General features: G+C 61.8%; 18 protein-coding genes. 13 read left to right on the top strand and 5 right to left on the bottom strand.

Features of this window, described 5'->3' with window-relative positions; translation table 11 throughout:
- The first annotated feature begins 20 nt into the window (after window positions 1-20).
- The 5 genes from ptsP to V6M87_RS04775 all read left to right on the top strand — a co-directional run bounded on the left by ptsP (window position 21) and on the right by V6M87_RS04775 (window position 5098).
- On the top strand, window positions 21-1775 hold the full coding sequence (ptsP, locus tag V6M87_RS04795; RefSeq protein ID WP_332848602.1) for a phosphoenolpyruvate--protein phosphotransferase: 1755 nt from the start codon (window positions 21-23) through the stop codon (window positions 1773-1775).
- A gap of 48 nt (window positions 1776-1823) precedes the next feature.
- Window positions 1824-2966 carry a homoserine O-succinyltransferase MetX gene (metX, locus tag V6M87_RS04790; RefSeq protein ID WP_332848601.1) on the top strand — a complete coding sequence of 381 codons (1143 nt, stop codon included), beginning with the start codon at window positions 1824-1826 and terminating at the stop codon, window positions 2964-2966.
- Window positions 2963-3577 carry a methionine biosynthesis protein MetW gene (metW, locus tag V6M87_RS04785; RefSeq protein WP_332848600.1) on the top strand — a complete coding sequence of 205 codons (615 nt, stop codon included), beginning with the start codon at window positions 2963-2965 and terminating at the stop codon, window positions 3575-3577. The genes metX and metW overlap by 4 nt, the downstream gene beginning before the upstream one ends.
- 8 nt (window positions 3578-3585) lie before the next feature.
- Window positions 3586-4509 (top strand): RluA family pseudouridine synthase, encoded by a 924-nt coding sequence (locus V6M87_RS04780; RefSeq protein ID WP_332848599.1) that lies wholly within the window; start codon window positions 3586-3588, stop codon window positions 4507-4509.
- 79 nt (window positions 4510-4588) lie between these two features.
- Entirely contained in the window at window positions 4589-5098 is a 510-nt protein-coding gene (locus tag V6M87_RS04775; protein ID WP_332848598.1) for a DUF2726 domain-containing protein, read from the top strand.
- 1 nt (window position 5099) lies between these two features.
- Here V6M87_RS04775 and V6M87_RS04770 read toward each other — a convergent pair whose 3' ends face one another.
- A complete protein-coding gene (locus V6M87_RS04770) occupies window positions 5100-5870 on the bottom strand; it encodes an exodeoxyribonuclease III (RefSeq protein WP_332848597.1) in 771 nt (256 codons plus the stop codon).
- Window positions 5871-5932: 62 nt separating this feature from the next.
- Between V6M87_RS04770 and pyrE the strand changes: the two genes are divergently transcribed.
- Window positions 5933-6601: an orotate phosphoribosyltransferase gene (gene pyrE / locus V6M87_RS04765; protein ID WP_332848596.1), complete on the top strand. Its 669-nt coding sequence runs from the start codon at window positions 5933-5935 to the stop codon at window positions 6599-6601.
- Between the two features lie 7 nt (window positions 6602-6608).
- Here the strand turns inward: pyrE and V6M87_RS04760 are convergent, their stop codons facing one another.
- The 4 genes from V6M87_RS04760 to gatC all read right to left on the bottom strand — a co-directional run bounded on the left by V6M87_RS04760 (window position 6609) and on the right by gatC (window position 11924).
- The gene (locus V6M87_RS04760; RefSeq protein ID WP_332848595.1) at window positions 6609-8324 is read right to left on the bottom strand and encodes a methyl-accepting chemotaxis protein; all 1716 of its coding nucleotides are present in this window, start codon (window positions 8322-8324) and stop codon (window positions 6609-6611) included.
- Window positions 8325-8659: 335 nt separating this feature from the next.
- Window positions 8660-10120, bottom strand: coding sequence for an Asp-tRNA(Asn)/Glu-tRNA(Gln) amidotransferase subunit GatB (gene gatB, locus V6M87_RS04755; protein WP_332848594.1), 1461 nt, complete (start codon window positions 10118-10120; stop codon window positions 8660-8662).
- A gap of 18 nt (window positions 10121-10138) precedes the next feature.
- Window positions 10139-11614 carry an Asp-tRNA(Asn)/Glu-tRNA(Gln) amidotransferase subunit GatA gene (gatA, locus tag V6M87_RS04750; RefSeq protein ID WP_332848593.1) on the bottom strand — a complete coding sequence of 492 codons (1476 nt, stop codon included), beginning with the start codon at window positions 11612-11614 and terminating at the stop codon, window positions 10139-10141.
- A gap of 10 nt (window positions 11615-11624) precedes the next feature.
- Window positions 11625-11924, bottom strand: a complete 300-nt coding sequence (gatC, locus tag V6M87_RS04745; protein ID WP_332848592.1) for an Asp-tRNA(Asn)/Glu-tRNA(Gln) amidotransferase subunit GatC — start codon at window positions 11922-11924, stop codon at window positions 11625-11627.
- Between the two features lie 334 nt (window positions 11925-12258).
- Between gatC and V6M87_RS04740 the strand changes: the two genes are divergently transcribed.
- From V6M87_RS04740 to V6M87_RS04710, 7 genes are all read left to right on the top strand, one after another.
- Window positions 12259-13302: a rod shape-determining protein gene (locus V6M87_RS04740; RefSeq protein ID WP_332848591.1), complete on the top strand. Its 1044-nt coding sequence runs from the start codon at window positions 12259-12261 to the stop codon at window positions 13300-13302.
- Between the two features lie 156 nt (window positions 13303-13458).
- Complete coding sequence (mreC, locus tag V6M87_RS04735) at window positions 13459-14514, top strand: rod shape-determining protein MreC (RefSeq protein ID WP_332848590.1); 1056 nt, start codon at window positions 13459-13461, stop codon at window positions 14512-14514.
- Window positions 14511-15023 carry a rod shape-determining protein MreD gene (gene mreD, locus V6M87_RS04730; RefSeq protein WP_332848589.1) on the top strand — a complete coding sequence of 171 codons (513 nt, stop codon included), beginning with the start codon at window positions 14511-14513 and terminating at the stop codon, window positions 15021-15023. Before mreC ends, mreD begins: the two co-directional genes overlap by 4 nt.
- 19 nt (window positions 15024-15042) lie before the next feature.
- Window positions 15043-17037 (top strand): penicillin-binding protein 2, encoded by a 1995-nt coding sequence (gene mrdA / locus V6M87_RS04725; protein WP_332848588.1) that lies wholly within the window; start codon window positions 15043-15045, stop codon window positions 17035-17037.
- Between the two features lie 3 nt (window positions 17038-17040).
- The gene (gene rodA / locus V6M87_RS04720) at window positions 17041-18153 is read left to right on the top strand and encodes a rod shape-determining protein RodA (RefSeq protein WP_332848587.1); all 1113 of its coding nucleotides are present in this window, start codon (window positions 17041-17043) and stop codon (window positions 18151-18153) included.
- Window positions 18154-18164: 11 nt separating this feature from the next.
- Complete coding sequence (locus tag V6M87_RS04715; RefSeq protein WP_332848586.1) at window positions 18165-19181, top strand: septal ring lytic transglycosylase RlpA family protein; 1017 nt, start codon at window positions 18165-18167, stop codon at window positions 19179-19181.
- A gap of 213 nt (window positions 19182-19394) precedes the next feature.
- Window positions 19395-20114 (top strand): septal ring lytic transglycosylase RlpA family protein, encoded by a 720-nt coding sequence (locus V6M87_RS04710; RefSeq protein ID WP_332848585.1) that lies wholly within the window; start codon window positions 19395-19397, stop codon window positions 20112-20114.
- The last annotated feature ends 2 nt before the right edge of the window (window positions 20115-20116 follow it).

Below are 20116 nucleotides of genomic sequence, written 5' to 3'. Positions count from 1 at the left end.
GTCATTCGTCAGGACCCTCGATGGCATCGTTCACACTGCACGGCATTCCGGTCTCGCGCGGCATTTCGATCGGCCGCGCGCACCTGCTCACGCCTGCCGCACTCGACGTCAAACATTACCTGGTGCCGGAAGAGCGCCTCGAAGCGGAAGTGGTACGCCTGCAGCAGGCGTTCGCCGAAGTGCACCGCGGCCTGCAGGCACTGTGGAAGGACCTGCCGCGCGAAGCGCCCACCGAGCTCGGGGCGTTCATCGACGTGCACGTCCTGATTTTGTCCGACCCGATGATTTCGGAAGCGCCGCTCGACATCATCCGTTCGCGCCACTACAACGCCGAATGGGCGCTGGTGACGCAGATCGATGAACTGTCGGCGCAATTCGACGAGATCGAAGACGCCTATCTGCGCGAGCGCAAGCAGGACATCCAGCAGGTCGCCGAGCGCGTATTGAAAGTGCTGATGGGGACCGAATTGACCGCGCCCCCGGGCACGGTCGACGTCGACGGCTTCCAGCCGCAGATGATCGTGGTCGCGCACGACATCTCGCCGGCCGACATGCTGCAGTTCCGCGACCGTTCCTTCATCGGTTTCGTCACCGACGTCGGCGGGCAGAACTCGCACACGGCGATTGTCGCGCGCAGCCTGGATATCCCGGCGGCAGTGGGCATGTCGCAGGCCTCGCGCCTGATCGAACAGGACGACTGGGTCATCATCGACGGCGATGCCGGCGTGGTCATTGCGAACCCGAGCCAGCTGGTGCTGGAGCAGTACCGCCAGCGCCAGGTGATGCTGCAAAAGGCCCGCAAGCGCCTGCAAAAACTGAAAAAGACGCCGGCCGTCACGCTCGATGGCACGCCCATCGTCCTGCACGCGAACATCGAGCTGCCGGACGACTGTCCCGGCGCGCTGGACAACGGCGCCACCGGCGTCGGCCTGTTCCGCTCCGAGTTCCTGTTCATGGCGCGCGGCGGCCAGTCGCACCACATTCCGAGCGAGGACGAACAGTTCGAGCAGTACAAGCGCGCGGTGGTCAGCATGAAGGGCCGCCCGGTAACGATCCGCACGCTCGACATCGGCGCCGACAAGCCGCTCGACCAGGCCGAGCACACGGCTTTGAATCCCGCGCTGGGCCTGCGCGCGATCCGTTACTGCCTGGCCGAGCCGCAGCTGTTCCTGACGCAGTTGCGCGCGATCCTGCGCGCGTCGGCGTTCGGCAAGCTGCGCATCCTGATCCCGATGCTGTCGCACGCCTTCGAAATCGACCAGTCGCTGGGCATGATCGCGCAAGCCAAAGCCGAACTGCGCGCCGAGAGCGTGAAGTTCGACGCAACGATCGAGGTGGGCGCCATGATCGAGATCCCGGCGGCGGCCCTGGCGCTGCCGATGTTCGTCAAGCGCATGGATTTCCTTTCGATCGGGACGAATGACCTGATCCAGTACACGCTGGCGATCGACCGCGTTGACTACGAAGTGGCGCACCTGTACGACCCGCTGCATCCGGCCGTGCTGCAGCTGATCTGGATGACCATCGAGGCGGGCCGCAAGGCCGGTATCGATGTCGCCGTATGCGGCGAGATGGCGGGCGACGTCAAGCTCACCCGCCTGCTGCTGGGGATGGGGCTGCGCGAATTTTCCATGCATCCGGCCCAGCTACTGGCCGTCAAACAGGAAATTTTGAATGCCAACCTGACCGTCCTGGCGCCACGTACGCGCAAGATCCTGCGCTCGATGGAACCGCACGACATTGCACTGGCGGTCGAGCAACTGCAGTCCGCCTGATTTTTGCACTTTGCTGCACCCTCTTTGAACGAAATCTAAACGACATACATGGGATCGATCGGAAACGTCACACCGCAAACGATGCACTTCGCCGAGCCGCTGCGCCTGCAAAGCGGCTCCCAGCTGGCCGACTACACGCTGATGTACGAGACGTATGGTGAACTCAACGCCGCGCGCTCGAACGCGGTGCTGGTCTGCCACGCCCTGAATGCATCGCACCACGTGGCCGGCACTTACGAGGGCGACCCGAAAAGCGCCGGCTGGTGGGACAATATGGTCGGTCCGGGCAAGCCGCTCGACACCAACCGCTTCTTCGTCATCGGCGTGAATAACCTCGGCTCCTGCTTCGGTTCCACCGGGCCGATGCACAACAATCCGGCCACCGGCAAACCCTACGGCGCCGCCTTCCCGCTGGTAACGGTGGAAGACTGGGTGGCCGCACAGGCACGCCTGGCCGACCGCCTCGGCATCGAACAATTTGCCGCCGTGATGGGCGGCTCGCTGGGCGGCATGCAGGCGCTGGCCTGGAGCATCATGTTTCCGGTGCGCCTGCGCCACTGCATGGTGATTGCGTCGACACCGAAACTGTCGGCGCAAAACATCGCCTTCAACGACGTCGCCCGCCAGGCGATTTTGACCGACCCCGACTACCACGGCGGCGATTTTTACGAGCATGGCGTGGTGCCGAAAAACGGCCTGAAAGTGGCGCGCATGGTCGGTCACATCACCTACCTGTCGAACGACGACATGGCCGAGAAATTCGGCCGCAAACTGCGCAACGCCGCCGAAACCAACGAGTACGCGTTCGACTTCGGCGTTGACTTCGAAATCGAATCCTACCTGCGCTACCAGGGCGACAAATTTTCCGAGTACTTCGACGCCAACACGTATTTGTTGATCACCAAAGCGCTCGACTATTTCGACCCCGCGCGCAGCTTCAATGGCGATTTGACGAAGGCGCTGGCGAGTACGGCAGCGCAATTCATGGTGGTCTCGTTCACCACCGACTGGCGCTTTTCGCCGGAGCGCAGCCGCGAAATCGTCGAAGCGCTGGTGTCGAACCGGCGCCGCGTCACCTACGCCGAGATCGATGCGCCGCACGGGCACGACGCCTTCCTGCTGGAAGACGCGCGCTACATGAACATCGTGCGGGCCTACTACGACCGCATCTGGCTTGAGGAGGCTGCATGAATTTCGAAGAACTGAGCGCGCTGCGCCCGGACCTGGCCTTTATTGCACACTGGGTGCCGAAGGGCGCGCACGTGCTCGACGTGGGTTGCGGCGATGGCGTCATGCTGCACCACCTCCAGTCGGACAAGGCGTGCAGCGGGTACGGCATCGAAATCGCCGACGACGAGCTGCTGAAAAGTACCCAGCGCGGCATCAACGTCCTGCAGCACGACATGGAAAAGGGCCTCAGCCTGTTTGGCGATAACTCCTTCGACACGGTGCTGTGCCTGTCGTCGCTGCAGATGATGAAGCACGTCGAGTCGCTCCTGCGCGATATCGTGCGGGTCGGTTCCGAGGCGATCGTGTCGTTCCCGAACTTCGCCTACTGGCCACACCGCGTGGCGCTCGCGCGCGGGCGCATGCCGGTCTCGAAACTGCTGCCATACGAATGGTACGACACGCCCAACGTGCGCTGCGCCACCATCTTCGACTTCGAGGAACTGGCGGCCGAATGCGGGCTTGAAGTGCTGGAACGGGTGGCGCTGGCCGACGGCAAGCCGGTCAGCTTCCTGCCGAACCTGCGCGGCAGCCTGGCGGTATTCAGGCTGCGCAAAAAAACCCACGCGTTGTAAGGACCGACATGGGACGCCAGGCCGAGCGCAATGCCCGCGTGCCGCTGCCGATTCGCGACGGCGTGGCGCCCAGCTACCTGTGGGTGACGCAGGCGTGCGCAGGCGGCATGCTGGACTTTCTGGCCGCGCGCTTTGCCGACGTGACGCGCCAGTCGTGGCTTGAGCGCATGGCGCGCGGCGACGTGGTCGATGCCGCCGGCAGCAGGCTGGGGCCGGACAGCGCGGTGCAAAACGGCATGCGCATCTGGTACTACCGCGAACTGGAAGCGGAGACGCCGATTCCGTTCGACGCGCAAGTGCTGTTCCAGGACGAGCATTTGCTGGTGGCCGACAAACCACACTTTTTGCCGATGATTCCGTCCGGGCGCTTTCTGCAGGAGACGCTGCTGGTGCGCCTGAAAAAGGCGTACGCGCTGCCGCATCTGACACCCATCCACCGGCTCGACCGGGAAACGGCGGGCGTGGTGATCTTCTCGCACAACCCGGCCACGCGTGGCGTCTACCAGTCGCTGTTTCAAAAGCGCGCCGTGCGCAAAACCTACGAGGCGCTGGCGGCGCCATTGGTGGGGCGCGATTTTCCGTTCACCTACCGCAGCCGCATGGTCGACGGCGAGCAGTTTTTCGTCATGCGTGAAGAGGCTGGGGAGCCGAATTCGGAGACGCTGGTCGAGCTGATCGCGCGGCGCGGCGCTGTCAACCACTACCGCCTGCATCCGCACACGGGCCGCAAGCATCAGCTGCGTCTGCACATGGCCACGCTCGGCGCGCCCATCCTCAACGACGCCTTTTATCCGGTGCCGCTGCCATGCAAGGGCGACGATTTTTCAGCACCGCTGCAACTGCTGGCCCGCTCGATCGGCTTCGACGATCCGCTCACCGGCGTTGCGCGCAGGTTTTTTAGCGAACGATCCCTCGACTTGCCATCCGATTAAGCATCGTTGTTACTATTCAATAGTTTTCCGGATTGAAAATTCTGTACGCTTCTCGGTTGGACTTATTTGAGAGAGACGCATGAATATCTGGATCGTTATTTTGTGTGCCGTGCTGGTGCTGGTGGCGGTGCTGGCGCTGCAGGCCGGGTTGAAGCCGGCCAGGAAAGACGGCGTTGGTTCGTACAAGGCGGCTGCCTTAATGACCGAGAACGAACGCGATTTTTTTGTCAGGCTGGTCGATGCACTGCCGGATCACTACATCTTTCCGCAGGTGGCCATGGGCGCCCTGATCGTGCCGTCTTCCACCGACAAGAAGCTGGCCCACGTTGACCGCCTGCGGGTGGCGCAGCAGCGCGTCGATTTCGTGGTGTGCGACCGCGCGTGCAAGGTCACCGCGGTGGTCGAACTCGACGACCGCACCCACCAGGGGCCCAAGGATCAGCGCCGCGACGAGCGCCTGAACCAGGGCGCCATCCGCACGGTGCGGTTTCAGTCCAGAGCCAAGCCGCATGGGCAGGCGATCCGCGAGGCCGTGCTGGGTCAGTCCAGCATGATGGCGATGCCCGCCGCACGCTTCGCGAACGCGTGATTCAAAGCGCGTAGTCGATGATCAAAGGGGCATGGTCGGAAAACCGCTCGTCCTTGTAGACTGACACCGTGTGCGCCGTGGCGGCGATGCCGGGCGTGGCGACGTGGTAATCGATGCGCCAGCCAACGTTCTTGGCATAGGCCTGGCCGCGGTTGCTCCACCAGGTGTATTGCTCCGGCCGCTTATCGAGGCCGCGGTGCACGTCGACCAGTCCCAGTTCGTCGAAAATGCGTGTCATCCACGCGCGCTCTTCGGGCAGGAAACCGGAGTTTTTCTTGTTGCCCTTGTAGTTCTTCAGGTCGATTTCGTTGTGCGCGATATTCCAGTCGCCGCAGATGACCACTTCGCGGCCTTCCGCCTGCAGCCCCTGCAGGTGCGGCAGGAACGCCTCCATGAAACGAAACTTGGCTTCCTGGCGCTCCGGCCCCGACGAGCCGGACGGGCAGTACACGGAAATGACGCTCAGGTTACCGACATCGGCGCGCGTGTAGCGGCCCTCGGCATCGAATTCCACGCAACCGAAACCGGTGCTCACCTTGTCCGGTTTAGCGCGGCTGTAGACACCGGTGCCGCTGTAGCCCTTTTTCTCGGCGTAGTGAAAATGGCCGTGGTAGCCATGCGGCGCCAGGAATTCTTCGACCATGTCGGCTTCCTGGGCCTTCAGTTCCTGCACGCAGATGAAGTCGGCGGACTGCTTTTCCAGCCAGTTGAAGAAGCCTTTTTTGTGGGCGGAGCGAATACCGTTCAGGTTGGCGGAGATAATTCTTGGCATAGGTAGGGAGAGAGAGAAGCGGAGGGATTAAAATACCGGCACTTATTATTTTTGGAGGCACCGTGAGCAATTTGCGTCAACAGTTTATCGCGTTTTCAGTCTCGACGGGCGTGCTGCGGTTCGGTGAGTTCACCACCAAGGCCGGGCGCCTGTCGCCGTATTTTTTCAATGCGGGCCTGTTCCACCAGGGCGGCACCTTGAAACAACTGGCCGAGTTCTATGCCCAGACCCTGCTCGATTCGGGCGTCGAATTCGACATGCTGTTCGGGCCGGCCTACAAGGGTATTACCCTGGCTTCGGCCACTGCGGTGGCGCTGGCCGGGAAGGGACGTGATACGGCCTTTGCCTTCAATCGCAAGGAAGCCAAGGACCATGGCGAAGGCGGCACCATCGTCGGCGCCAAGCTCGAAGGCAAAGTCGTCATCATCGATGACGTGATTTCGGCGGGGACCTCGGTGCGAGAATCCGTGGCCATGATCCGGGCCGCAGGCGCCGAACCGTGCGCGGTGCTGATCGCACTCGACCGCATGGAAAAGTCGGGCAAGGACGGGGCCTTGTCCAACCGTTCCGCGGTGCAGGAAGTCGCCGATGAGTTCGGGATTCCGGTGATCTCGATCGGCAACCTGGAGGATTTGTTTGCTTACCTGGGCGCGGCCGGGGCTGACCCGGAGCTCAGCAAACACAAAGATGCCGTGGCGGCCTATCGCGCGCGTTACGGCGTATCGGCGTAGCCTCGCGCTAGAACTGTTCCCACGCCGGCTCCGGCGTCACATGCGCGATGCGTTTGACGACCGGCGCCGCACTTTTCGCCTTCGCGATGGCTCGCTTTGGCGGCGCCGCCCTGGCAGCGCTGGTCTTCCTGACGCCATCTGCGGCTTGCGATGAAGCGAGCGCGCTGTCGATTGCGCTGTCGATTGTAAATACACTCACCACCTGGGCCAGCCGTGCCGCTTGTTCCTCCAGCGCGGCCGTGGCTGCCGCCGCCTGCTCGACCAATGCCGCATTCTGCTGCGTGACTGCATCCATTTCCGAAACCGCCTGGTTGATCTGTTCGATGCCGGCTTCCTGCTCCCGCCCGGCGGCACTGATTTCGCTCATGATGGTGGTGACACGTTCAATACTGCCGACCACTTCCGCCATCGTATCGCCGGCATTCGAGACGAGTTGATTACCTGCTTTAACCTTGTCGAGCGAATCGCCAATCAGGCCTTTGATTTCTTTTGCAGCCGCGGCAGAGCGTTGCGCGAGATTGCGCACTTCCGATGCCACCACGGCAAAGCCGCGGCCCTGTTCACCGGCACGTGCTGCCTCAACGGCCGCATTCAGTGCCAGGATATTGGTCTGGAAGGCGATGCCGTCAATCACGCCGATGATGTCGGCAATCTTGTTGGCGGAGGTGTTAATCGCGGCCATGGTCGTCACCACGTCACCAACCACCGCACCGCCCTGACGGGCAATCTCGGTGGCCGACTTGGCCAGCTGGTTGGCGCGGCGCGCGTTTTCGCCATTCTGTTTCACCGTCGAGGTCAGTTCTTCCATCGACGAGGCGGTTTCTTCGAGTGAACTGGCCTGCTGCTCAGTACGCGACGACAGATCCATATTACCTTTGGCAATTTCTGTGCTCGCAACCGCGATCTCGTTGGTGCCCGTGCGGACCTGTCCGACGATGGTCTGCAGATTGCCGTTCATCTCCTGCAGCGCCCGCAGCAACATGCCGATTTCGTCAGTGCTGGTCACGTCGATTTTCTCGGTGAGATTGCCCTGCGCTACCGCCTGTGCCAAATGCAATGCGCGGTCGACCGGCCGGGTGATCGAGCGGGTCGTCAGCGTGCCAATCAAAATAGCGAGAAGGATGGCTGCGCCGGAGACCACCAGGACGACAATAATGGCTGACTTGCCATCTGCGAGTGTTTGCGCGCCATCGGTGTTCATGCGCAACTCCTGATAGTCAGCCAGGGCAGACAGGACCGAGAAATAAGCACTCTGTGGTCCCCTGACGCCGCTAAACAGGTAAGCCCCTGCTTCGGCTGTCTTGCCCTCCTGGATGAGGCGTATTGTGGCCGATCGCACTACGCCATACTTGTCGCGTGCCTCTGCCACCGCGCCAAACAATTCCTCGCCTTTTTTCGTATTCAGCATCCCCTTCAGCTTGGTCAGAAAAGCGTCGTTTTTTTCGATTGACGCTGTAATTCTTTTAAACGATAAACTTATCTCCTCCTTGTTTGCGCCAGCAATGATCGCATTGCGCAGTGCCCGAGCCTGTTCGTTAATTTCCTGCTTGATGGAATTGGTCAGCTGTACCTTCACGTAGCGATCGTTGAGAATTTCGCTGATCGCCTGGTTACTGTGCGTGATACGTGTAATTGACAACGATGCAAGTGCCACAAGTAGCAATAACATCACGCCAAAACCCAGGCCCAGTCGGGTTGCCAGTTTCCAGTTGGACGGTTTCATTTTTTCCTTGGTATCTAAGCAGTTTTATTGCCGTATTCAAACGACGGGATAAATTGGCGTGACTTGAGGGCGAAACAGAATTGGGGAATATCGGAACGGAAAAGCAATGGCGTGCCGTGAAATCATGCTAGCGCAATGTGTATGCTTTGAGGGAATTTTCTGTAAATACATCGTTATGCACGCTAAACGTGCGGATTTGTTGCGCACCCACCACGAATTGAAAAATACCTTACTTTTTTATAAACGATGAGTTTTATTCAATATTAAAAAATGGATGCAATCAAATGCAAAAAAGGCACGGCGAACCGTGCCTTTTGCCTTGCCGAAAACACCAATCAGCCGGCCAGCTTCTTCTTCAACAACTCCGTCAACTGCGCCGGATTCGCTTTACCTTTCGACGCCTTCATCGCCTGGCCAATCAGCGCATTAATCGCCGCTTCTTTACCCGCGCGATACTGCTCCACCGATTTCTCGTTTGCCGCGAGCACCTGGTCGACAATCGCTTCCAGCGCACCCGAATCCGAAATCTGCTTCAGGCCGAGCCGCTCGATGACCGTATCGGCACTATCTTCCGCCGTCGATTTTTCCGCCCACATCGCCGCAAACACGTCTTTCGCAGCCTTGTTCGAAATAGTGCCGTCGGCAATGCGCTTGATGAGCAGCGCCAGTTGCGACGCTTCCACCGGCGAATCGGCAATATCGACGCCTTCTCGATTCAGGGTCGACGACACATCGCCCATCAGCCAGTTGGCAATCGACTTGGCATTCTCTTTACCGGCTTTCGCAATCACCGCTTCAAAATAGGTCGCCAGCGCCTGCGACGAGGTCAGAATCAGGCTGTCGTATTCCGGCAGGCCATAGTCGCCCGTGAAGCGCGCACGCATCCCGGCCGGCAGTTCCGGCATGCTGTCGCGCACGCGCGAGATCCACTCTGGGCCGATAACCAGCGGCGGCAAATCGGGATCGGGGAAATAGCGGTAATCCTGCGCGTCTTCCTTGGTGCGCATCGAACGCGTTTCTTTCTTGTCCGGGTCCCACAGACGGGTGGCCTGGATGACTTTGCCGCCGTCTTCAATCAATTCGATCTGGCGCCGCACTTCATAGTGAATCGCTTCTTCCATGAACCGGAACGAATTCAAATTCTTGATTTCGCAGCGGGTGCCGAATTCGGCTTGCCCTACCGGGCGCACCGACACGTTGACGTCGCAGCGGAACGAGCCTTCCTGCATATTGCCGTCGCAAACACCGAGCCACATGACCAGCGAATGCATCGCGCGCGCGTAGGCGACGGCTTCGGCGGCGCTGCGCATTTCCGGCTCCGACACGATTTCCAGCAGCGGCGTGCCGGCGCGGTTCAGGTCGATGCCGGTCATGCCGGCGTAGTCTTCGTGCAGCGATTTGCCGGCGTCTTCTTCCAGGTGCGCGCGGGTCAGGTTGACGGTGCGTGTTTCCAGCCTGCCGTCTTTCTCGTAGCCAAACGTCAGCGTGCCGCCGACCACAACCGGATCGGCGAACTGGCTGATCTGGTAACCCTTGGGCAAATCGGGATAAAAGTAATTTTTGCGCGCGAAAATGGATTCGGGCGCGATCTTGCCGCCGACGGCCAGGCCGAAACGAATCGCGCGTTCCACCGCGCCGCGGTTCAGTACTGGCAGCACGCCCGGCAAGGCCAGGTCGACCGGGGAGGCTTGCGTGTTCGGCGCGGCGCCAAAGGCAATCGCGCTGCCGCTGAAGATTTTCGAATTGGTCGTGAGCTGCACGTGGTTCTCAAGACCGATGACGACTTCCCATTGCATGTTGTTCTCGCTTTCTTGTTAGATGCCGGCTGGCGTGCGCGCATGCCAGTCGGTCACTTGCTGGTACTGATGCGCAATGTTCAGCAGCTTCGCTTCGGCAAAATAATTGCCGATGATTTGCAGGCCCACCGGGCGCCGGGCGTTTTTCTCGCCCTGGCCAAAGCCGCACGGCACCGACATGCCCGGCAAACCGGCAAGGCTGGTCGACAGCGTAAAAATGTCGGCCAGGTAGTTGGCGACCGGGTCATTGGTCTTTGCACCCAGGTCCCACGCCACCGTCGGCGCCACCGGGCCCATGATCACGTCACACTGGTCGGCGAACGCAGCCTGGAAATCGTCGGCGATCAGGCGCCGGATTTTTTGTGCCTGCACATAGTAGGCATCGTAGTAGCCGTGGCACAGCACGTAGGTGCCGACCAGGATGCGGCGCTGCACTTCCGGTCCAAAACCTTGCGCGCGTGACTTTTTGTACATGTCCGCCAGATCCGTGTACTCGGCGGCGCGGTGGCCGTAGCGCACGCCATCGAAGCGCGACAGGTTCGACGACGCTTCGGCCGGCGCGATGATGTAGTACACGGGAATCGACAGCGATGTTTTCGGCAGCGAGATGTCGACCAGCGTCGCACCCAGCTTGACGAATTCGTCCAGCGCGGCGCGCACGGCTTGCTCGACGTCGGCCGCCAGGCCTTCGCCGAAATATTCCTTCGGTACGCCAATGCGTAGACCGGTCAATGGCTCGTTCAGTTCGCGCGTAAAGTCTTCGCGGATATTTCCTTGCTCCGCGGTCAGGCTGGTGGCGTCGCGCGCGTCAAAACCGACCATTTCGCCCAGCAGCATGGCGCAGTCTTCGGCGCTCTGGGCCATCGGGCCGCCCTGGTCGAGCGACGAGGCGAACGCGATCATGCCGTAGCGCGAGACGCGGCCGTAGGTCGGCTTGATGCCGGTGACGCCACAAAATGCGGCTGGCTGGCGGATCGAGCCGCCGGTGTCGGTGGCGGTGGCGGCTGGCGCCAGGCGTGCAGCGATCGCCGCAGCCGAGCCGCCGGACGAGCCGCCCGGGATTGCCGTGGTGTCCCACGGGTTCAACACGGCGCCGAAGGCCGAGTTTTCGTTGGACGAACCCATGGCGAATTCGTCGCAATTGAGTTTGCCCAGCGTGACCATGCCGGCGGCGGCGAATTGTTCGACGACGGTGGCGTCGAACGGGCTGGTGTAATTGCCCAGCATTTTCGAGCCGGCCGTGGCGCGCAGGTTTTGCGTCACAAAAATATCCTTGTGCGCGATCGGGATGCCGGTCAGCGGGCCGGCGCTGCCGTCGGCAAAGCGGGCATCGGCCGCGGCCGCTTGCGCCAGCGACAGGGCAGGGTCGATGTGCAGGAAGGCATTGTGCGTGCTCGCCTGGGCGCGATCCAGAAAGTGCTGGGTCAGTTCAACGGACGTGATCTGTTTCGCGTGCAGCAGCGTGGACAACTCTTTGATGGTCTTGGTATGCATGAGGATCGAATTATTCAATGACTTTAGGAACCAGGTACAAACCGTCCTGGGTCTTCGGGGCCGGCGCCTGGTATGCGGCACGGTGGTCGGTTTCCGTGACCACGTCGTCGCGCAGGCGCAAGGGCAGGTCGCGGATGGTGGCCAGCGGCTGGGACAGGGGCGCGACGCCGGTGGTATCGATCGCCTGCATCTGCTCGGCCAGGGCAAAGATGCCATTGAGTTCGTCCAGCGCAACGGCGGCCTGGGCGTCGTTCATCTCGAGCTGGGCCAGGTTGGCGATCCGTTTTACATCAGAAAGTGTCAGGGACATGGCTGGGGCGCGGCCAAAAGCCGCGTATTCAAGGTGAATGATAAAGAAATGGTAAGCAATCCGGAATAACAGTCTGCTTGATCTGATAAAAGCTTGCTAACACCGCCGATCTGACCGCTGAACAGAGGGGCAATTGCGCGGTTTTTCAGCATTTAAGCGTTAAATTATAAGGTAGAATGGCGGGTTAATGCGTTGTCGGCGCTTTCATAGGGCAGCCGCAGCATGACAAGACCGCGCCGCAATCGTCGATTGGCGCGTGGCGAGACTTCCCTTTAATGTTTTGGCGCGTTGTAGGCGCACATTTCACGCGCGACCGTTGCGCATCAGGACACACATGTTTGGTTTTTTACGCAGTTATTTTTCGAACGACCTGGCAATTGACCTTGGCACCGCGAATACCCTGATTTACGTCCGTGGCCTGGGCATTGTCCTGGACGAGCCCTCGGTTGTGGCGATCCGCCAGGAAGGCGGCCCGAACGGCAAGAAGACGATCCAGGCGGTCGGCAAGGAAGCCAAGCAGATGCTTGGTAAAGTGCCAGGCAATATCGAGGCGATCCGCCCGATGAAAGACGGCGTGATTGCCGACTTCACCGTCACCGAGCAAATGCTCAAGCAATTCATTCGCATGGTGCACGACTCCAAATTCTTCCGTCCATCGCCGCGCATCATCATTTGCGTGCCGTGCGGTTCGACCCAGGTCGAGCGCCGCGCAATTCGCGAATCGGCGCTTGGCGCCGGCGCCTCGCACGTCTACCTGATTGAAGAGCCGATGGCCGCAGCCATCGGCGCCGGCTTGCCGGTGTCGGACGCAACCGGCTCGATGGTGGTTGACATCGGCGGCGGCACCACCGAAGTGGGCATCATCTCGCTTGGCGGCATGGTGTACAAAGGCTCGGTGCGCGTGGGTGGCGACAAGTTCGACGAAGCCATCGTCAACTACATCCGCCGCAACTACGGCATGCTGATCGGCGAGCAGACCGCGGAAGCGATCAAAAAGGCCATCGGTTCGGCGTTCCCGGGTTCGGAAGTGAAGGAAATGGAAGTCAAGGGCCGCAACCTGTCCGAAGGCATTCCGCGCTCGTTTACGATTTCGTCCAACGAAATCCTGGAAGCGCTGACCGACCCGCTGAACAACATCGTCTCGGCCGTGAAGAACGCCCTCGAGCAGACCCCGCCGGAACTGGGCGCGGACATCGCCGAAAAAGGCATGATGCTCACCGGTGGCGGCGCCTTGCTGCGCGACCTCGATCGCTTGCTGATGGAAGAAACCGGCCTGCCGGTGCTGGTGGCCGAAGATCCGCTGACCTGCGTGGTGCGTGGTTCGGGCATGGCGCTCGAGCGCATGGACAAGCTGGGCTCGATCTTTTCCTACGAGTAAGCAGCGAGCCCCGTAAGCAAAGGTAAGCGCGCTGGCGCTTGCCTGGGCAGGTGGCGAAAATGCGTGCTCGCAAGCTATTGAGCAAGTGCTGCGGCATGACGCCCGGCTCCAGCCCTCGCTTGAAGCGATCCCCTATCGCATCAATTATTGGAAGTCATGGAATACAGTCCTCCGCCGTTGTTCAAGCAAGGCGCGCCTGCGCGGGTCAAGGTGGCGGTGTTCGCATTTCTCTCTGTTGCCTTATTGATCATTGATGCGCGTTTTCACGCGCTCACCAGCCTGCGCCAGGTGGCCGGCACGGTGCTCTATCCCCTGCAAATGGCGGCCCTGATTCCGCGCGACGCCGCCGGCAACATGGGCAATTATTTTTCGTCGCTGTCGGCTCTGCAGAAGGAGGTGCGCGACCTGAAAAGCGAGCAAATCGCGAATGCCACCTTGATGCAGCAGGCGCAATTGCAGATGGCCGAGAATGCCCAGTTGCGCAAACTGATGGACGCCAAAGCCCACCTGCCAGTGCAGTCGATGATGAGCGAAATACTGTACGACGCGCGCGACCCGTCGACCCGCAAGATCGTGCTCGACCGCGGTTCGCAAAGCAATGTCACGCTCGGTTTGCCCGTGATCGACAACTTCGGCGTGGTCGGCCAGGTCACCCGCGTGTTCCCGTTCACCTCCGAAGTCACGCTGCTGACCGATAAGGAACAAGCCATTCCGGTGCAGGTGCTGCGCTCGGGCCTGCGCACGGTGGCATACGGACGCGGCCAGTCCGGCACGCTCGACCTGCGCTTCGTGGCGCCGAATGCCGACATCGTCGTCGGCGACGTACTGATTACCTCCGGCATGGACGGTATCTACCCGGCCGGCCTGGCCGTGGCCAGGGTGGCGCAGGTGGAAAACGTCGGCGCCGGTGCGTTCGGGCGCGTGATCTGCCAGCCCCTGGCCGGCGTCGACCGCAACCGCCAGCTGCTGATTGTCATGACGCATGTCCCCTTGCCGCAGCGGCCGGTCGACACCGACGCGGTCAAGCCGACCGCATCGGCGCGGAAAAATCTGCCGAAAATGGCGCCCTTGCCCTTGCCGACCTTGAAGGCGCCGGAAGTGGCGGCGCCGGCTGCGGTGCCGCCGGCGCCGACCAAAACCGTGCCCTTGCCCGTCGCCGGTGTCAGCAAGCCGGCCGCAGCACCAGTTAAACCGATCCAGGGTGCACAATGAACCGTCCCCATTACATTCTCCTGCCGGTCAGCCCGCTGTTCATCACGCTCAGCCTGACCTGCGCTTTCATGCTCAACCTGTTGCCCTGGGGCCGCTGGACCGGTGCGCCCGATTTCGTCGCGCTGGTGCTGGTGTTCTGGGGCATCCACCAGCCGCGCAAGGTCGGCATCGGCGTGGCGTTTTCGATGGGCCTCCTGATGGATGTGCACGACGCGACCCTGCTCGGCGAAAATGCGCTGGCGTACACCTTGCTGTCCTATTTCGCCATCATGATCCACCGGCGTGTGCTGTGGTTCCCGATCATGACGCAGGCGCTGCACGTGTTCCCGCTGCTGGTGATGACCCAGGCGGTGCAGGTGCTGGTGCGCTTCACCGTGTCGGGCCGCTTCCCCGGCTTCGTGCAATTCGTCGAAAGCGTGGTGGGCATTGTCCTGTGGCCGGTGATCACGTGGCTGCTGCTGGCGCCGCAGCGCCGCGCCGTCGACCGCGACCACACCCGGCCGATTTGACCGAAAGTGACCGAACGCTTTGACTGAAATAAAAGATAACGACCGCGAAATCCACCTGTTCCGCATGCGCATCACGGCGCTGGTGGCGCTGGTGCTGATCTGTTTTTCGCTGCTGGCCGCACGTTTCGTCTGGCTGCAGGTCTACAAGCATGGCCAGTACATGTCGCAGGCGGAGGACAACCGCATCGCCATCGTGCCGATCGTGCCCAACCGCGGGCTGATCGTCGACCGCAACGGCGTGGTCCTGGCCCGTAATTACTCGGCTTACACGCTTGAGATCACGCCGTCGAAACTGACGGCGAACCTCGAGTCGGTGATCGACGAACTGGCCAAACTGGTGCTGATCGAGCCGAAAGACCGCAAGCGGTTCAAGCGTTTGGTGGAAGAATCGAAAAATTTTTCCAGCGTGCCGCTGCGCACCCGCCTTTCCGACGACGAAGTGGCGCGCTTCACGGCGCACCGCTTCCAGTTTCCCGGCGTGGAAGTGCAAGCCCGCCTGTTCCGCCAGTATCCGCTGGGCGAAGTCGCCTCGCACGTGATCGGGTTCATCGGTCGCATCAACCAGGGCGAAGCGAAGTTACTCGAAGCCGGTGAGGACGCCGCCAACTACAACGGCACCGATCACATGGGCAAAGAGGGCCTGGAAAAGAGCTACGAAAAAGTCTTGCACGGCACCACTGGCTATGAAGAAGTCGAACGCACTGCGCGCGGGCGCGCCATCCGCACCTTGTCGCGCACGGACGCCGTCCCCGGCAGCAACCTGATTCTGTCGATCGACATCGAGCTGCAAAAAGTGATCGAAGAAGCCTTCGGCGACTTCCGCGGCGCGCTGGTCGCCATCGAGCCGGAGACGGGCGACGTGCTGGCCTACGTGTCGCGCCCGGGGTTCGATCCGAACCTGTTCGTCGACGGCATCGACAGCCAGAGCTGGAATGAACTCAATACCTCGCTCGACCGACCGCTGATGAACCGGCCCCTGTCCGGCGCCTATCCCCCTGGTTCGACCTTTAAACCGTACATGGCGCTGGCCGCGCTGGAACTGGGCAAGCGCCGTCCCGAATGGGGTTTTAACGACCCCGGCTTCTTCATGCTGGGCGGGCACCGCTTCAACGACGATAAGAAGGGCGGCCATGGCTACATCAATATGTACAGCTCCATCGTCCAGTCGTGCGACACCTACTACTACCAGCTCGGCAATGAGATGGGCATCGACGCCATCCACTACTTCATGAAACCGTTCGGCTTCGGCCAGCTCACCGGCATCGACCTGGAGCACGAGAAGGTCGGCATCCTGCCGTCGAAGGAGTGGAAAGCGGAGCGCTTCAAGAAAAACCGCGCGGCGCAGAAGTGGGTCGGCGGCGATACGATCTCGATCAGTATTGGTAACGGGTTTAATACTTTTACACCGCTTCAGATGGGCCATGCGATTGCCACCCTGGCCAACAACGGCGTGGTGATGAAACCGCACCTGGTGAAAATTGTCGAAGACGGCGGCACCCATGCGCGCACACTTACCGTGGCAACCGCCAGCGGGCGCATTCCGCTCAAGCAGGAAAACATCGACATTATCAAGCGTGCCATGGTGGGCGTGATCCTGGAAGGCACCGGCTCGACCGCCTTCCGCAATGCCGGCTACACGGTGGGCGGCAAGACCGGTACCGCCCAGGTGGTGGGCCTGAAGGGCGGTAAATACAACCACGCGGCCACGCCTGAGCGGCTGCGCGACAACGCGCTGTTTACTGCCTTTGCGCCGGCCGAGAAGCCACGCATCGCGATTGCAGTGGTGGTGGAAAACGCCGGCTTTGGCGGCGTGATCGCTGCGCCGATCGTACGCAAGGCGCTCGACTATTATTTGCTGGGCAAACGCCCGGGCGACAAGGACAAGCCGAAAATGCTCAAGGATGCGCCCAACGGGGACGACCCGGAAGAGGGCGACCATCATGACCCGGCCACGCAGGTCGACCAGACCACGGCGGCGGCCGACCTGGTCCCCGCCCCGGTTCCGAAGGGATAAACCATGCGCTTCAATGAACGCCGCTCGCTGGGCCGCCGCCTGAAACCCTACTTCACCGTGTTCGACGGTCCGCTGGCGATCATCCTGTTCCTGCTGCTCTCGACCGGGATCCTGACGCTGTCGTCGGCCGGCGCCGATTTTCCCGGCCGCGTCGAAGGCCAGCTGCGCAACATCCTGCTGGCCTTCGTCATCATGTGGGCCGCGGCCAATGTGCCGCCGCAAACGCTGCTGCGCCTGGCCGTGCCGGTGTATACCTTCGGCGTCACGCTGCTCATCTGTGTGTTCCTGTTCGGAGTCATCAAGAAGGGCGCGCGTCGCTGGCTGCATATCGGGTTCGACATCCAGCCGTCCGAAATCATGAAGATCGCCATGCCGCTGATGCTGGCCTGGTATTTTCAAAGCCGGGCTGGTCTCATCAAGTGGCAATCGTTCGCGGTGGCGGCAGCGCTGCTGGGCGTGCCGGTGGTGCTGATCCTCAAGCAGCCCGACCTCGGCACGGCGCTGATGGTGACCGCCTCCGGTTTTTACGTGATCTTCCTGGCCGGGCTATCGTGGAAAATGCTGATCGGCCTGGTGGTGGCGGCCGGCGCCAGCCTGCCGGTGGCCTGGTCCATGATGCACGACTACCAGCGCGAACGCGTGATGACGCTGATCGACCCGACCACCGATCCGCTCGGTAAAGGCTTCCATATCATCCAGTCGACCATTGCAATCGGCTCGGGCGGCGTGACGGGTAAAGGCTATATGAAGGGTACGCAGGCTTACCTGGAGTTCATCCCCGAACGCACCACCGACTTCATTTTTTCGGTCTACTCGGAGGAGTTCGGCCTGGTCGGCAACCTGATTTTGCTGTTCCTGTATCTGCTCTTGATCGGGCGCGGCCTGATGATTGCGGCGAATGCCCCGAACCTGTTCACGCGCCTGCTGGCCGGCGCGATCACGATGATTTTCTTTACCTACGCTTTTGTGAACATGGGCATGGTGAGCGGGATCCTGCCAGTGGTCGGCGTGCCACTGCCGTTCATGAGTTACGGCGGCACTGCCTTGTTCACCCTCGGACTGGGCAGCGGGATCTTAATGAGCATCCAGCGCCATCGCAAGCTGGTGCAGACCTGAGAGGGCAGCCTTTGAAACGATTGATCCAGCAAACGGCGACCTGGCTTCCGGTCGCCGGCTGCGCCATGTTCCTGAGCGGTTGCGCCAGCAGCGACGGCCACCGCATCATTCCCTTGCCATGGCCGCACAAGCCGGCCGCGCAACATGGGGAGGCGCCCAAGCTGCCCCCAGCCGGCTCCGGCCGCGGCGGCTACTACCAGGGCGACGGCCCGGGCGCGAATCCGCCGCCGAACCTGGATCTCGTGCCGGACGCCGTATTCAAGGCCGAACCGTATGCGAAATACGCGAACCGGCCGTATTCGGTATTCGGCCAGACCTACACACCGATGATCGACGACATGCCGTATTCGAGGCAGGGCGTGGCCAGCTGGTATGGCGTCAAGTTCCACGGCCAGAAAACCTCGTCCGGTGAACTGTACGACATGTACAAGATGACCGCGGCCCATCCGACCTTGCCGATTCCGTCGTACGCGCGCATCACCAGCCTGGAGTCGGGCAAGCAGGTCGTGGTGCGCATTAACGATCGCGGGCCGTTTCACTCGAGCCGGCTGATCGACGTGTCGTACACCGCTGCGCTGAAACTCGGGTTATTGGGCAAAGGCAGCCACCAGGTGCAGGTCGACCGCATGCTGGCGCCTGATCCGGCCCGGGCCGCCACGCTGCGGCGCGAAGCGAACGCCGAGGTGGCGTCGGCCGCCAATGGGGCGCCCGACGACATGACCAACCTGATGCTGAAGGACCGGATGGCGTTTGAGAGCGCGGCGCTGGTGGCGCCTGCCGATGCGCCGGTGGTCGCCAGCGCAGGCTTCTATTTGCAGCTGGGCGCCTACGGCCGCGCGTCCGGCGCCGAGGACATGCGTGCGCGCCTGCAGGCGGCCGGGATCGACGGCGCCACGCTGGAAGTGGCGCAGGCGGGCAGCATCTTCCGGCTGTTCCGCGGCCCGTTCGCGTCGCGCGCCGACGCCCAGGAAGCGGCGCGTTCCATGCCCACCACACTGGGCTTGAAGCCGCTGGTCGTGAAACGCTAGCGAATTTCCTGGCCTGCGCGCCGGGCTTACACCGCGTAACACATCGTAACGCTGCGCCTTGCATTTTCGGCGTCGACTGTACTATCCGCCCTGAGTATTTCCACATGGAAATCCTCCCTGTGGCGCCGCCCCGATCAACCCTCGTATCGGATAGCGGTCTTTTCATGAGCATGCGGCGGCGTCTAGCCGATGCTCGTCTGACGAGGGATTGCAATGAAACGATTGATCAAACAAGCCGGGGCGTGGTGCATCGCCGCCGGATGCGCAGTGCTGTTCACTGGCTGCGCCAGCACCAGCAACGATAGCAAAACCATCGCACTGCTCCCGTGGCATCGCACGGCGCCGGTCGACCACGCGGGCCTGCAAGCGGCGCTGCCGCCGGCAGGCTCGGGCCGGGGTGCTTACTACCAGGATGACGGGCCGGGCACAAATCCGCCGCCGGAGTTGTACCTGGTGCCGGACGCCGTCTTCAAGGACGAGCCCTTTGCAAAAGTCGGCAACCGCCCGTATTCCGTCTTCGGGCAGAAGTACACGCCGATGCTGGACAATGCGCCGTACTCCCAGCAGGGCGTCGCCAGCTGGTACGGTGTCAAATTCCACGGCAGTCGTACCTCGTCCGGCGAACGGTATGACATGTACAAGATGACCGCGGCGCACCCCACGTTGCCGATTCCATCGTATGTGCGCGTGACCAGCCTGCAGAGCGGCAAGCAGGTGGTGGTGCGGATCAACGACCGTGGCCCGTTTTTGTCGGGGCGCATGATCGATGTGTCGTACACCGCAGCGCTGAAGCTGGGTCTGTTGAAGAAGGGCAGGGCGCACGTACGGATCGACCGCATTCTGGCCGCCGACGCCGCCAAGGTCGTCGCGCTGCGGCGCGAAGCCCCTGCCGACGCCAAGAGCGCGCCGCGGCAGGCGACCACCGCGTTTTAACC

The sequence above is a fragment of the Massilia sp. S19_KUP03_FR1 genome, assembly GCF_036688685.1.
Lineage (GTDB): Bacteria > Pseudomonadota > Gammaproteobacteria > Burkholderiales > Burkholderiaceae_D > JALYUM01.
The sequence above is the reverse complement of the archived record's forward strand: the minus strand, read 5'-3'. Positions and strand labels throughout refer to the sequence as shown.

Coding starts and splice junctions, on each gene's coding strand:
- ptsP (WP_332848602.1), top strand. CDS start 21: ATGGCATCGTTCACACTGCACGGCATTCCGGTCTCGCGCGGCATTTCG.
- metX (WP_332848601.1), top strand. CDS start 1,824: ATGGGATCGATCGGAAACGTCACACCGCAAACGATGCACTTCGCCGAG.
- metW (WP_332848600.1), top strand. CDS start 2,963: ATGAATTTCGAAGAACTGAGCGCGCTGCGCCCGGACCTGGCCTTTATT.
- V6M87_RS04780 (WP_332848599.1), top strand. CDS start 3,586: ATGGGACGCCAGGCCGAGCGCAATGCCCGCGTGCCGCTGCCGATTCGC.
- V6M87_RS04775 (WP_332848598.1), top strand. CDS start 4,589: ATGAATATCTGGATCGTTATTTTGTGTGCCGTGCTGGTGCTGGTGGCG.
- V6M87_RS04770 (WP_332848597.1), bottom strand. CDS start 5,870: ATGCCAAGAATTATCTCCGCCAACCTGAACGGTATTCGCTCCGCCCAC.
- V6M87_RS04760 (WP_332848595.1), bottom strand. CDS start 8,324: ATGAAACCGTCCAACTGGAAACTGGCAACCCGACTGGGCCTGGGTTTT.
- gatB (WP_332848594.1), bottom strand. CDS start 10,120: ATGCAATGGGAAGTCGTCATCGGTCTTGAGAACCACGTGCAGCTCACG.
- gatA (WP_332848593.1), bottom strand. CDS start 11,614: ATGCATACCAAGACCATCAAAGAGTTGTCCACGCTGCTGCACGCGAAA.
- gatC (WP_332848592.1), bottom strand. CDS start 11,924: ATGTCCCTGACACTTTCTGATGTAAAACGGATCGCCAACCTGGCCCAG.
- V6M87_RS04740 (WP_332848591.1), top strand. CDS start 12,259: ATGTTTGGTTTTTTACGCAGTTATTTTTCGAACGACCTGGCAATTGAC.
- mreC (WP_332848590.1), top strand. CDS start 13,459: ATGGAATACAGTCCTCCGCCGTTGTTCAAGCAAGGCGCGCCTGCGCGG.
- mreD (WP_332848589.1), top strand. CDS start 14,511: ATGAACCGTCCCCATTACATTCTCCTGCCGGTCAGCCCGCTGTTCATC.
- rodA (WP_332848587.1), top strand. CDS start 17,041: ATGCGCTTCAATGAACGCCGCTCGCTGGGCCGCCGCCTGAAACCCTAC.
- V6M87_RS04710 (WP_332848585.1), top strand. CDS start 19,395: ATGAAACGATTGATCAAACAAGCCGGGGCGTGGTGCATCGCCGCCGGA.